The sequence below is a fragment of the Shewanella sp. 1311 genome (assembly GCF_059338235.1).
This window is the reverse complement of record NZ_CM181686.1, coordinates 621,181-635,375: the sequence shown is the minus strand read 5'-3', so window position 1 is coordinate 635,375 and position 14,195 is coordinate 621,181. Positions and strand designations below refer to the sequence as shown.

Genomic DNA, 14,195 nt, shown 5'->3' with positions numbered 1-14,195 from the left:
AGTTTACGTCTAAGGCGCGTCCACTTCTTTGGTCAGAAGTGAGACAAGTAAAACCAAGCTGGTCGCAATACGACTCAGATGAGTGAAACTCATTTGGGTTGTATGGTTAAGCGACTAAGCGTATACGGTGGATGCCTTGGCAGTCAGAGGCGATGAAGGACGTAGTAACTTGCGAAAAGCGTTGGCGAGCTAGTAACAAGCATTTGAGCTAACGATGTCCGAATGGGGGAACCCAGCAGCATAAGCTGTTATCGCAACATGAATACATAGTGTTGCGAGGCGAACCCGGGGAACTGAAACATCTAAGTACCCGGAGGAAAAGAAATCAACCGAGATTCCCCTAGTAGCGGCGAGCGAACGGGGATTAGCCCTTAAGTCAGTGGGGTGTTAGTGGAATGTGTTGGAAAGCACAGCGGCACAGGGTGATAGCCCCGTACATGAAAACTAACCATTGATGAAAACGAGTAAGGCGGGACACGTGACATCCTGTTTGAATATGGGGGGACCATCCTCCAAGGCTAAATACTCCTGACTGACCGATAGTGAACCAGTACCGTGAGGGAAAGGCGAAAAGAACCCCTGTGAGGGGAGTGAAATAGAACCTGAAACCGTATACGTACAAGCAGTGGGAGCGGTTCTTGAGACCGTGACTGCGTACCTTTTGTATAATGGGTCAGCGACTTACATTTTGTAGCGAGGTTAAGCGAATAGCGGAGCCGTAGGGAAACCGAGTGTTAACTGCGCGTTTAGTTGCAAGGTGTAGACCCGAAACCCGGTGATCTAGCCATGGGCAGGTTGAAGGTTGAGTAACATCAACTGGAGGACCGAACCGACTAATGTTGAAAAATTAGCGGATGACTTGTGGCTGGGGGTGAAAGGCCAATCAAACCGGGAGATATCTGGTTCTCCTCGAAAGCTATTTAGGTAGCGCCTCGAGCGAATACCATTGGGGGTAGAGCACTGTTAAGGCTAGGGGGTCATCCCGACTTACCAACCCTTTGCAAACTCCGAATACCAATGAGTACTACTCGGGAGACAGACGGCGGGTGCTAACGTCCGTCGTCAAAAGGGAAACAACCCAGACCGTCAGCTAAGGTCCCAAAGTACTAGCTAAGTGGGAAACGATGTGGGAAGGCTTAGACAGCTAGGATGTTGGCTTAGAAGCAGCCATCATTTAAAGAAAGCGTAATAGCTCACTAGTCGAGTCGGCCTGCGCGGAAGATGTAACGGGGCTAAGCTAGTCACCGAAGCTACGGGTGCACAGTTTACTGTGCGCGGTAGAGGAGCGTTCTGTAAGCCGTTGAAGGTGAAGGGGTAACCCACGCTGGAGGTATCAGAAGTGCGAATGCTGACATGAGTAACGATAAAGGGGGTGAAAAACCCCCTCGCCGAAAGACCAAGGGTTCCTGTCCAACGTTAATCGGGGCAGGGTGAGTCGACCCCTAAGGTGAGGCCGAAAGGCGTAATCGATGGGAAACAGATTAATATTTCTGTACTTCCGCTAACTGCGATGGAGAGACGGAGAAGGCTAGGCTAGCGCGGCGTTGGTAGTCCGCGTTTAAGGTGGTAGGTTGATTTCTTAGGCAAATCCGGGGAATCGCACTTTAGTGTGCAGACTGAGAGCTGATGACGAGGTCCTAAGGGACTGAAGTAGTTGATGCCATGCTTCCAGGAAAATCTTCTAAGCTTCAGGTTAGCGGGAATCGTACCCCAAACCGACACAGGTGGTCGGGTAGAGAATACCAAGGCGCTTGAGAGAACTCGGCTGAAGGAACTAGGCAAAATGGTACCGTAACTTCGGGAGAAGGTACGCTCCTGTTGGTGATGAGACTTGCTCTCTAAGCTGACGGGAGTCGCAGATACCAGGTGGCTGCAACTGTTTATCAAAAACACAGCACTGTGCAAACTCGCAAGAGGAAGTATACGGTGTGACGCCTGCCCGGTGCCGGAAGGTTAATTGATTGGGTTATCGCAAGAGAAGCTCATGATCGAAGCCCCGGTAAACGGCGGCCGTAACTATAACGGTCCTAAGGTAGCGAAATTCCTTGTCGGGTAAGTTCCGACCTGCACGAATGGCGTAATGATGGCCACGCTGTCTCCAGCCGAGACTCAGTGAAGTTGAAATTGCGGTGAAGATGCCGTATACCCGCGGCTAGACGGAAAGACCCCGTGAACCTTTACTATAGCTTGGCACTGAACATTGAACCTACATGTGTAGGATAGGTGGGAGACTTTGAAGTTGTGACGCTAGTCATGATGGAGTCGTCCTTGAAATACCACCCTTGTAGTTTTGATGTTCTAACCTAGGTCCCTTATCGGGATTAGGGACAGTGCCTGGTGGGTAGTTTGACTGGGGCGGTCTCCTCCCAAAGAGTAACGGAGGAGCACGAAGGTTGGCTAAGTACGGTCGGACATCGTACGGTTAGTGCAATGGCATAAGCCAGCTTAACTGCGAGACATACACGTCGAGCAGGTACGAAAGTAGGTCATAGTGATCCGGTGGTTCTGAATGGAAGGGCCATCGCTCAACGGATAAAAGGTACTCCGGGGATAACAGGCTGATACCGCCCAAGAGTTCATATCGACGGCGGTGTTTGGCACCTCGATGTCGGCTCATCACATCCTGGGGCTGAAGTCGGTCCCAAGGGTATGGCTGTTCGCCATTTAAAGTGGTACGCGAGCTGGGTTCAGAACGTCGTGAGACAGTTCGGTCCCTATCTGCCGTGGGCGTTGGATGATTGAAGGGAGCTGCTCCTAGTACGAGAGGACCGGAGTGGACGAACCGCTGGTGTTCGGGTTGTCATGCCAATGGCATTGCCCGGTAGCTACGTTCGGAATCGATAACCGCTGAAAGCATCTAAGCGGGAAGCGAGCCCTAAGATGAGTCATCCCTAGGAATTTAATTCCTCTAAAGAGCCGTTCGAGACTAGGACGTTGATAGGCATGGTGTGTAAGCGTTGTGAGGCGTTGAGCTAACATGTACTAATGACTCGAGAGGCTTAACCATACAACCCAGATGGGTTTTACTGAAAATGTTCCAGACATTTTCTAGCACTTCCTCCATCCATGGAGGTCGTACGAAAAGCCTTAGACAGAATATCGACACTTGATGAAGTGCGAACTCAAACAAAGAAAATCAGCTTTCCGAATTATTATTAACGTGGTCCTGAGATGGACACGGTAATAAACAGAATTTGCTTGGTGACAATAGCCTTGTGGAACCACCTGATCCCATCCCGAACTCAGAAGTGAAACGCAAACGCGCCGATGGTAGTGTGGGGTCTCCCCATGTGAGAGTAGGTCATTGCCAAGCATCCAAATAAACACAAAAGCCCTAGCCTAAACCGCTAGGGCTTTTGTGTTTATACGCTTCGCGAAAACTTATCTCGATGTCAACCCGCCGCTGAGCGGGATCCCCAGCAGCGCAATACATTGCTCCGCGCGACACATCATCAAAATGCTGCGCATTTTAGGCAATGATGACTCGCCCCCATGTATCCCCTTCGGGGATAAAAGAAAGTAGGTCATCGCCAAGCGCCTAATTATCTCATTGAGATGTAACGAAGCCAGCTGAATAAGCTGGCTTTTTTGCGTCTAGAATTTACATGTTTTAGCGTTTTTGAAATTGTTTCATTGTTTGAAATAACATTAAGCTGTGAAGTGGGAATGGTTTACTGGGCGCTTTTTTAATGAGCTTAAGTTTTACTAAGTTCTAATTTTACGAACTGAATAGAGCCGCCAGTCCATGTGAGACACTTAGCTGACGGTCTGAAGTAGATAGCCGAAGCGGTATGGGTCACTCTTTGTTTATTTTGGCTTTGAAGCTGGCTTTGGTATTGTCGTTAGCTTGTTTATACCAGTAATCAAGCATTTGACTGATTTCAGCTTGGCTAGGTGCGGCTGTAGAAGACACAGAAGGGGTTGGTTTGCTCTTGTCATTGACTGCTGCGGCAGCTGACGACATCACTGCTGGCGCGATCAAGTTCGTGGATGTGACTGCTGCTGTTTGGCGTATTTGTGGTTGGCTTGCCAATACTGGTGCAATGGCGTCGTTTGGTTGTGTTGTCGCGGTATTCATAGTGAGATTTAATGAAGCCGGATGATTGCTAAGGTTGTACTGCTGTATCTCGTGTTCGAAATCCCGTCCCAGTTGGATCCCATTCTTAATCAATTTATCGCTGGTAAAACTCACCGCTTCATCTTGAGTATTTGATAGTGTCAGCTTGGGTGACTCATCAAATTTCTTGGCATCTCTGGCTGAGTTGATGGTTGGAAGTGTCAGGGTAAGTGTTTGTGCTGACGCATCAAAACGGACGATGAGCACGTCGGATAGATAATGCACTGAGTCAGCTTGTTGCCGGTATTGCGCAGCATAACGGAAGGCAATTTGATTGATACCATCGGCTAAAACGAGGTTGCTACTCTTTACGGCTGGCTTGCCATTGACCGTTAACACTTCAGCATTTTTAGGCAGATTGAGATTAACATCGGCTGTTGCTGGCTGCACTGCAACCAGCATTAACGCAGTGGCACATAAGATTGATTGATATTTCATAAGCTTTCTCTGTTGTTGCGAGGACGCGCTAAATAATAAGGTAGATTTCTGACGACACAAAGCAGGTTTAACCTTTAGTGTGGAGCAAGATGAACTAAATGGCGACACACTGTTTATAGCGCGCAGATTAGCGTTAATTTAATCGGTAGGGAATAAAAAAGGCTCACGAGGAGCCTTTTGAGGTGATATTTCGGGATTGAACGCTTATTTGGTTAGGTTGATGCTATAAACGGCGAAACCTAGTTCATCCTTGCTGATCTTTTTCATTTCACGTTGTTTATTGGCTTCGATAAAGGCCGCGGCTTTGTCACTGTCTTGGGTTTGGAAGCGAACGTCTAATGTGACGTTGGTCGTGATTGTTTTGAAATCCCAGTTGTAATCGGCACTTGGATTGACCATACCTTCGTACTTACCCGTGGTTTCGTTGTACTGAGATTGCGCTGTGATATAAGCCGCTAACGCCTCACGGTTGGTATCGGGCAGTTCGAGCACGACATGGTCGCTACCCGTACCGGCAAATTTACCACCAAAGGCGCGGTAGTTATTTGAGGCGACGATAAACTCTTTCGCGGCAAATTCTTCACCTGTGATGACTTTACCGTTTTCGTCTTTATAGCTTAAATCAACGATACGGTTTGCGTTGGCATTAACAACGGCGCAATCGCGGTCAAACTTGTTCGGTTGAGTGACATCAATTTTGTAAGTTAAGCCATCGAGTACGTCGAAGTTATAGGTTGGATGGCCATCCCAGTTGATTAACTCTTGTGGGGTGGTTTTTGCTGGGTCGATTTGATTGAACTGGTTGGCTGAGCACTCAAGCCAATCTTTCAATTCGGCGCCCGTTGCTTTGACTGCCACCATAGTATTGGGATACAGGTACAGATCGGCGGCGTTTTTGAAGGTCAGTGGACCTTTATCGACTTGCACAAATTGATCTGCGTCGCTGGTTGTACCGTGGCGACCGCCCGCTTTAAAAGGTGCAGAAGCTGACAGTACTGGCAGCCCTTTTAATGCTGCAGGTAATTTCGCTTTCACGTTAGCGATTTGCGCATCGGAAACGATTTGTACCGTTGGGTCGTCCTGCACTAAGGTAAGGAAGCTATACATGTCCGCCGCGGCGACACCGATAGGTTCATCCACAAAGGCGAGGGTACCTTGGTGCTCGGCTGCGACAGCATCGTGAATAGCAGCATCCGCTTCAACTAATGGGGCTTTATTTGCGCCATCATAGATAGGGCGAGCTTGCGTTTTGGCACTAAGGACATGCCACTTGTCATCTCTACGCTCAAGTTTAAAGTCAACCACCCCTAAGTTATCACCCCAACGACCTGGCATCACTGCGGGGACGCCGTTCAGTAGGCCTTTAGTGACATCGGTATTGGGCAAGTCAGCATACTTAGCATCTGGGAAGATAGAGTGGCTGTGACCGAATAGAATCGCATCGATACCGTCAACATAAGTCAAAGCGTAGGTGGCGTTTTCAGCCATAGGATCGCCAGGATTTTCCGTCGAACCAATGCCAGAGTGTGGAATGGCGATAATGATATCGGCCCCTTTGGCTTTCATTTCTGGGACATATTTTTTCGCGGTGGTAACGATATCTTCAACCGTCACTTTTCCCGTCAGATTTTGTTTATCCCACAATAGAATTTGCGGTGGCACAAAACCAATATAACCAATGTTAATGGTTTGATTATTGCCTTCGCTGTCGATAATAATTTTTTGTTTGATGATATAAGGGGTGAATAAATGCTCACCTTTTTTAACTTCTTTCCAGCAACCATTATCGTCGGCGCAATAAACGTTTGAGTTGATATAAGGGAAATCTGCACCACTAATGGATTTATTTAAGAAATCTAAACCATAGTTAAATTCATGATTACCGATATTGCCGACTTCATAATCTAATAGGTTCATGGCTTTATAAGCAGGGTGAACATCGCCCATTTGCAGGCCAACTTTGGCCATATAATCGCCCATAGGGCTGCCTTGCAGTAGATCGCCGTTATCAACGAGGACGCTATTCTTGGCTTCGTTGCGTGCAGCGTGGATCAAGCTTGCAGTGCGGGCAAGACCGATTGTGGGATCGTCTTTACCACTGTAGTAGTTGAAATCCATGATATTTGTGTGCAGATCTGTGGTTTCGAGTACCCGTAAATCGGCTTGAACGACTTTGTCGTCATCAGAATTACAGGCGCTGACACCAAGGGCGGCAGTGATCATCACTGCGAGTATTTTCTTATTTAACATAGTTATCTCTATTTATATTTATTTGACCCCAACGCATGTTCCGTCAAGAGCATGCCCATCATCCCGTTAATTCAGCGTCATTTAACTGTTAGGTTAATTTGTCGCTAAGTTAACGAGCGGGAATTATAAAGACATTTGATGATCTGAATGTGACATTAATCGGAGAAAAGCTGTTTCAAATTGTGACCCAGAGTGCGTCTGCCTAAATAATGAGCCATTTGGCCTGTGTATTTGTTACATTGAGGTTTAAATAAGCACAGCAAAAAGTTTATTAAGAAGAATTAATATTTGTTATAGAAACGGTGTTTTATTTGCTTATGCTGCTTTCTATGTTGAGAATATTTGGCTTAAAAAATCCAATTGGATTGTTTTAAATAATTCTTTTTACATTGAATTTTAGCTAATCCTCATCATTTCTGCTTGCAAGCGCATAACACTGATTGCTGCGCCTTAGGTGTAGCTTAGCGTTGGCATAGGCACATATAGACTCTAAATACACATAAAGTGATACAAATTAGCGCCGCAGTGGCGGGGTAAAACTTGGCTGAAATGCGCGTAACTTGTTAAGGTAGTTCATCGAAATTGACGACCGTAGCAACAAGCGTTCGTTGACTCAGACTGTTTTAAACTGAAAGCCAAAATCCGTTAGCGCGCACCTTTCACCTTAAAAATACAAACGAAAGGGCAGCAACATCCAAGGGAGTTAATATGCGTAAGTCCGTTATTACCACAGCCGTGGCCGCGGCTTTGTTACTTGGCGCTTGTTCAGACAAGCCAGCCGCCAGTGCCAATGAAGCCAAAAATGCCGTAGCGACTCAAACCGCTGCTAAAGCGCAAGCAACCAATGTGTTGCTGAGCAAGAGTCCACTGCAGGATCAAGCGCCACAATTTAACCTTATCCATACTGCAGATTATGCTCCTGCCTTCGAGCAAGGCATTAAAGCCCATGATGCTGAAATCGCTGCCATTGTGAATAACAAGCAAGCGGCCAGTTTTGACAACACCATTCTGGCGATGGAAACCTCAGGTGAATTATTAACGCGGGTGTCGCGGACCTTCTTTAATCTCGCCGGTCTGATTTCTGATGATGATTTCCAGAAAACCGAAGCGGATCTAGCACCTAAGCTATCTGCCCATCGCGATAATATTTATCTCGATCCGACGTTATTTGCCCGTGTTGAAGCGGTATATCAACAAAAAAGCAGCTTAAATGCGGAAGATCAGCGTTTAGTTGAATACTACTATGAGCAGTTTGTTCGCGCTGGTGCGAAATTGTCGGCTGAAGATAAAGCTAAAATGCGCGACTTTAACGCCGAGCTTGCAACCTTAGCGACGGACTTTTCACAAAACAGCTTAAAATCATTTAAAGATGATGTGATTGTTGTGACTGATAAAGCCCAGTTAGCCGGTTTATCTGACAGCGAAATCGCCACCTTAGCCGCAGCGGCCAAAGCTGCTGGAAAAGAGGGTTATTTGATTACCTTAGTGAACACGACTCGCCAACCTGTGCTTTCTAGTCTGAGCAACCGTGAACTACGCCAAAAAGTGTGGGAAACCTCGGCGCACAGAGCTGTTGCAACCAATGGCCCATTGATTGTTAAAATGGCGCAAATTCGGGCTAAAAAAGCCAACTTATTGGGATTCGATACTTGGGCATCCTATGCGGTTGCCGATCAAATGGCGAAAACCCCTGCCGCTGTGTATGAAATCCTCGATGATTTAGCGCCAAAAGCCTTAGCACGTGCCAAAGTAGAAGCATCTGATATTCAAGCCGAAATCAAAAAGGCGGGCGGTGATTTCGAACTGCAACCTTGGGATTGGGCTTACTACGCCGACAAAGTGCGTAAAGAGAAATACGATCTCGACGAAAGCAGCATCAAACCTTATTTCGAGTTTAATACTGTGCTGCAAGACGGGCTGTTTTTCGCGATGCATAAATTGTATGGCATCAGCTTAAAACCGCGTACCGATTTACCCGTGTGGAATCCCGATGTCTTAGCCTTTGAAGTCTTCGATAAAGACAACAGCTCTATTGGCTTATTCTACCTTGACCCTTATGCCCGTGAAGGCAAAGGCGGCGGCGCGTGGATGGATGAGTTCGTCACCCAAAGCGGTCTGCTTGGCACTAAGCCCGTTGTTTATAACGCGCTGAATATTCCTAAGCCAGCCGATGGCCCAACGTTAATGACCTTCGATGAAGTGACCACTATGTTCCATGAAATGGGTCATGCGGTTCACGGTTTATTCTCGCAGGTGAAATACCCAAGCGTGGCTGGCACATCAACTGCACGTGACTTTGTTGAGTTCCCATCCCAGGTTAACGAAGATTGGAATATCGATCCTGCTGTGATTGCTAACTATGCTAAACACTACAAGACGGGTGAGCCAATTCCTAAGGCACTGCTTGATAAAATCTTAGCCTCAAATAAGTTTGGCCAAGGTTTTGATACCGTTGAGTATCTGTCAGCCGCCTTGTTGGATATGGAATGGCACTCTATCAGCGCCGATACTCAAATTAGCGATGTAGAGAAGTTTGAGCACCAAGTGTTAGCTAAACACGGCCTCGATTTTGCGCCAATTCCCCCGCGTTATAAATCGAGTTACTTTAGCCATGCCTTCTCCGGTGGTTATTCAGCTGGATATTATGCGTATTTGTGGACCGAAGTGTTTGCCGCCGATGCCTTTGCCTATATGGGCGAGCATGGTGGATTGAAAGCCGATAATGGTGACAAATTCCGTAAGGAAGTCTTATCTAAAGGTAACAGTGAAGATCTCATGCAAGATTACATTCACTTTACCGGTAAAAAACCGACAACCGATGCACTGTTAAAGCGCCGCGGTTTAGTCGACTAATCGATTCGTTGTAAAAAGGCCCAAAGGCTTGTTAGGGAAACCTAGCAAGCCTTTTTATTGATGTCGGGGCGGTTATTAACCATTTTTTTTTTCAAGACAGGAAGTTAGAGGACGGGGAAATCTACCGATAACGCGCTAATCACAGTTCCAAAATAGTTTCTTGGAATGTTGATGAAAGGCAGTCTTAAACAATTTTATTCTTATTGATTAAATTGCTATGTTTGATTGTCACTTATAAAGTTAGCAATAGTGTCCTCCTGACGTTGACTCTCTAATAGCCACTCAACCCTCCATTCTGTTAGGCGTTCACCCGTTTTATGAATGAATTTTCCAGCTTCAGGTTCATCAATCCATTCAAGCTGTTTAACAAGTACTAAAGGCGCTTCAGACCCGTCAGTTTCATTCGAAAATTCAAGAGCTTCATTATAAGTATGAAATGCGTAATAGTAGATTTCACCATCAAATTCATCTGGAGCACCTTGCCAAGGGCGACACCAAACACGATATTCTAGGACTTGATCATAGAAATAACCGCCGCCTGATTTTGTTTCCGCCGGATACTCTCCAATCCTATTCTCATCGATTGAATCAGGATACATAGACAATTCCTCAATGGAATATAACGCCATATGCAACAACGGATAAGGTTTACCCTGTCCATCAACGGGTGAGCGACCCGTTACTGAAAAACCAATATGTTGGTAAAAACCTAATGCTTGTTGATTCTGCTCATTAACATCCACCTTTGTGGCTCCCAGTTCATTAATAGCATGTGTCGCTAGCATGGAACCAATCCCTTTTCCGCGCGCGTCAGGTGAGATGAACAGCATTTCAATATTGCCATCATGTACCCCGCAGAATCCGAGTATTTCTCCATTGTCATTTTTAGCGCATTTTAAGTGAACGGCATAAAAATACTGTTCGAGGATCAGCGGCTTTAATTGTTGTAGATCTTCTTCTGCTAAAAAGTCATGGGTTGCTCTTACCGATGCTTCCCAAATATCGAGCAGACTAAGATGATCTGCTTTTTCTACCATCTCAATATTCATCATATAACTCTATTGAAGATTTAATGTCGCCTAAGCGGTGAATTAAAGTGCGTTAAAATGTAAAGCGGAAACGTACCAACCTTTACGAATCCGCCTTTAAAAAGGATATGATTACGGACGGGATCCGCAGTAACCTTGTCGACAATTATGATAGAAAAGTTATGTTTTTCAAAATTTATCTGACATAGACACCTAATTTCTCATCGTCACCCATTATCTTTTTTGGGTTATATTATGACGTGTTGTTAATGTTTTCTAATGAAAAATATACTTAAACTAATATCAGATAATAGAGCTTGTATTTACTGTGCTTACTTAAATATTCGTTTTGCTAAGCTTTGTCTAAACACGATTGGATCCTTGCGTAGAGTTTCGTAAAAGGCAAGGAAGGTTAGATATTTAACAGACGACATTAACCAGTTCGCTAATAACGGAAAAATAACAAAGCAAAGAAAAATCCAGGTTTGTTTGTGTTCAAGAACTAATAAAAATAGTAAGTAACAAATGAGTTGAAAATAGACGTTTATTTTATTGATTTTAACTGCTCGAGGTCTACCTCGTATAATTAATACGTTTGGTATAACAATACTCAGGGTCATGATCACTATACTTGATGCGAAAAGGGTACCAAACTCTTCGTGTGTTAATTTACCGAATAGCGTTTCAATCGTAAGGAAAAGTAAAGGGCCGATAGCACCCGCACCAAACATAAGGAACATGATGACTGCAATACCAACGACAAACACGCCGATAGATAAGTCATGTTTCTCAAAAAAATTATCTGACATAGACTCTGAATTCCTTATAGCTGACTATTGTTAGGTTGTTGATTTTTCCACCGGTGCGCCTTATTGCTAAGGCTAAAGCTGGTACTTACTGTATCTTTACATTCTCGTAATATTAATCGAATGGGATATTAGTGGCATAAAGGAATCATAGGGAATATTCATGGTCTATAAAAACCACTCCAGCACCAATTGTATTTGGGGAAGCATCCAGAGCTTTGAATATTCGAGTGGTATTGAGTTCGTTCTGTCATCGCAGTGTGAGAAGTTTTTCTTTATTTGCTTGAAATGGAGAGCTTAGTAGGGCATTAGACATAATCATTTCCATTGATAATTTAAAAAATATCCTTATATGCGGCAACACAGTACTAAAATATTGAGCCAATTAATAGGTTATTGTAGAAGTTGCTGAATAAAATTATAAGAAAACGGGAGCCGAAGCTCCCGTTGTTTATCTTGCCTTTGGCAAATGATGATTGGTGATGTTACTCGGCCAGTAATCCGCGGCTACGCAGTAGCGGCTCTATGCCGGCTTCTTTACCGCGGAAGTTTTTATACATCAGCATAGGATCATCGCTGCCGCCTTTCGACAGGATATTGTTACGGAAGGAATCCGCAGTGGCCTTGTCGAAAATGCCGTTTTCTTTAAAGGCTTCGAAAGCATCCGCGCCTAAAATATCCGACCACAGGTAGCTGTAGTAGCCTGCTGAATAACCGCCCGCGAAAATATGCGAGAAGTAAGTGCTGCGATAGCGTGGGCTGATTTCTTCAATCAGTCCCATTGCCGCTAACGAGTCCGCTTCAAACTTGGCCGCATCCTTTGGCGTGGTGTCGGTTAATGTGTGCCAATCTAAATCGAGCTTAGTGGCCGCCATGTATTCAACGGTGGCAAAGCCTTGGTTGAACTTGCTGGCCGCTTGGATTTTCTTCACTAGCTCTTGCGGGATCACTTCGCCGGTTTTGTAGTGCTTGGCAAATTGGGCTAACACTTCGGGCTGAGTCATCCAGTTCTCATTTACTTGCGATGGGAACTCAACGTAATCCCGAGGTACGGCGGTGCCACCCTGTGAGCGATATTCCACGTTCGATAACATGCCGTGTAGGGCGTGGCCAAATTCGTGGAATAGGGTGCTGGCTTCATCGAAGGTCAGCAGCGCTGGCTCATTGCCCGCTGGGCGAGGGTAGTTCAATACGTTAACAATAATAGGTTTAGAATCAACGCCATTCATATTGTATTGTTTGCGGAAGGAATTCATCCAAGCGCCGCCACGTTTGCTGTCGCGGGTGAAATAGTCACCCATAAAGATGGCCATCAGCTTACCGTCTTTATCGTAAACTTCCCAAGTACGGACTTCTGCATTGTATTTGGGTAAGTCGGTACGTTCTTTAAAGGTTAAACCGTATAGACGGTTAGCCGTGTAAAACACGCCTTTTAATGTACTGTCGAGGGAGAAATACGGGCGGGTTTGTTGCTCGTTAAAGCTGTACTTAGCAACACGAATTTTGTCAGCGTAGTAATCCCAGTCCCACGCTTGCAGCTTAAATTTGCCACCTTGCGCGTCGATCATGGCTTGCATATCAGCCACTTCGGTTTTGGCTTGGGCTAATGCCGCTGGCCATACTTTGTTGAGTAAGCCATAGACGTTTTCTGGCGTTTTAGCTGTGCGTTCTTCTAACACGAAATCCGCATGGGTTTTATAGCCCATCAGTTGAGCACGTTCAGCACGCAGGGCGGCAATCTTCGCGAGGATAATCTTGTTATCGTTGGCGTTATTGTTGTTACCGCGCTCGATATAACCTTTGTAGAGTTTTTCACGTAACTGGCGGTTATCGGCATAGGTTAAAAACGGCGTGATAGAAGGGCGAGAAGTGGTGAATACCCACTTGCCTTCATGGCCACGTTTTTTCGCGGTTTCAAAAGCGGTCGCAATCACATCAGCGGGTAAACCTGCGAGATCGGCTTTGCTATCAACCACTAATTCGAAGGCATTGGTTTCGGCCAATAGATTGTCACCAAAGGCTAAATTGAGTTTACCGATTTCTTCGTTCAATGCGCGCAGTTTGGTTTTATCTTGCTCGCTTAAGTTAGCGCCGCCACGGGTGAAAGATTTATAGGTATCTTCCAGTAATTTGGCTTGGGCCGTGCTGAGTTTTAGGCTGTCTTTCGCGTCGTGAACGGCTTTGACTTTTTGAAACAGTTTGTCATTGAGCAATATATCGTCTTCGGCGGACGATAACATAGGCGACACTTCTTTGGAGAGTGCTTGCAATGCTGGCGTAGTATCGGCGCCTGTCAGGTTAAAGAAGACGTTAGATACGCGGGTCACTAGATCGCCAGAAAATTCCATGGCTTCAATGGTATTGGCGAAGGTGGGTTTGGCTTTATTATCAACAATCGCTTGAATTTGTTCGTGTTGCTGAGCTACGCCCGCTTTAAAGGCTGGGAGGAAATGCTCTGGCTTGATCTTATCAAAGGCCGGAATTTCCATAAACGTATCATAGGGTTTAAAGAATGGATTGGTCGCATTCTGACTGATAATCTGCGCCGACACGGCATTGGGCGCCGCGTTGGCTTGAACACTGGCTTCGGGTTGTTGTGTGCTACAAGCGCCCAAAGTTAAGGCTAAAGCGATGGCACTTAGCGTGAGCTTAGCCGTGCGGGCTTGCGGTTTAAGGGTTAGTCCCTTCATTATTTGTTCCCCG

The 14,195-nt window shown here is 45.7% G+C and carries 6 protein-coding genes, 2 rRNA genes and 1 pseudogene; 3 read left to right on the top strand and 6 right to left on the bottom strand.

Features of this window, described 5'->3' with window-relative positions:
- Positions 1 to 104 precede the first annotated feature (104 nt).
- Positions 105 to 3,007, top strand: a 23S ribosomal RNA gene (locus AC5YB3_RS02915).
- A gap of 190 nt (positions 3,008 to 3,197) precedes the next feature.
- Positions 3,198 to 3,313 (top strand): 5S ribosomal RNA (gene rrf, locus AC5YB3_RS02910).
- Positions 3,314 to 3,796: 483 nt separating this feature from the next.
- Here rrf and AC5YB3_RS02905 read toward each other — a convergent pair.
- Positions 3,797 to 4,555, bottom strand: a complete 759-nt coding sequence (locus tag AC5YB3_RS02905; protein WP_494526524.1) for a DUF2057 domain-containing protein — start codon at positions 4,553 to 4,555, stop codon at positions 3,797 to 3,799.
- A gap of 204 nt (positions 4,556 to 4,759) precedes the next feature.
- Positions 4,760 to 6,805 carry a bifunctional 2',3'-cyclic-nucleotide 2'-phosphodiesterase/3'-nucleotidase gene (locus AC5YB3_RS02900; protein ID WP_268650560.1) on the bottom strand — a complete coding sequence of 682 codons (2,046 nt, stop codon included), beginning with the start codon at positions 6,803 to 6,805 and terminating at the stop codon, positions 4,760 to 4,762.
- 708 nt (positions 6,806 to 7,513) lie between these two features.
- Between AC5YB3_RS02900 and AC5YB3_RS02895 the strand changes: the two genes are divergently transcribed.
- Positions 7,514 to 9,658 (top strand): M3 family metallopeptidase, encoded by a 2,145-nt coding sequence (locus tag AC5YB3_RS02895; protein ID WP_494526523.1) that lies wholly within the window; start codon positions 7,514 to 7,516, stop codon positions 9,656 to 9,658.
- A gap of 215 nt (positions 9,659 to 9,873) precedes the next feature.
- Here AC5YB3_RS02895 and AC5YB3_RS02890 read toward each other — a convergent pair whose 3' ends face one another.
- The 4 genes and pseudogenes from AC5YB3_RS02890 to AC5YB3_RS02875 form a co-directional block, all read right to left on the bottom strand.
- Positions 9,874 to 10,257 carry a GCN5 family acetyltransferase gene (locus AC5YB3_RS02890; protein WP_432342027.1) on the bottom strand — a complete coding sequence of 128 codons (384 nt, stop codon included), beginning with the start codon at positions 10,255 to 10,257 and terminating at the stop codon, positions 9,874 to 9,876.
- 3 nt (positions 10,258 to 10,260) lie between these two features.
- Positions 10,261 to 10,707, bottom strand: a pseudogene (locus tag AC5YB3_RS02885) (acetyltransferase); the annotation flags it as partial.
- Between the two features lie 311 nt (positions 10,708 to 11,018).
- Complete coding sequence (locus tag AC5YB3_RS02880) at positions 11,019 to 11,495, bottom strand: hypothetical protein (protein ID WP_494526522.1); 477 nt, start codon at positions 11,493 to 11,495, stop codon at positions 11,019 to 11,021.
- A 482-nt stretch (positions 11,496 to 11,977) separates the two neighbouring features.
- A complete protein-coding gene (locus AC5YB3_RS02875) occupies positions 11,978 to 14,182 on the bottom strand; it encodes a M3 family metallopeptidase (RefSeq protein WP_115334363.1) in 2,205 nt (734 codons plus the stop codon).
- Between the last annotated feature and the right edge of the window lie 13 nt (positions 14,183 to 14,195).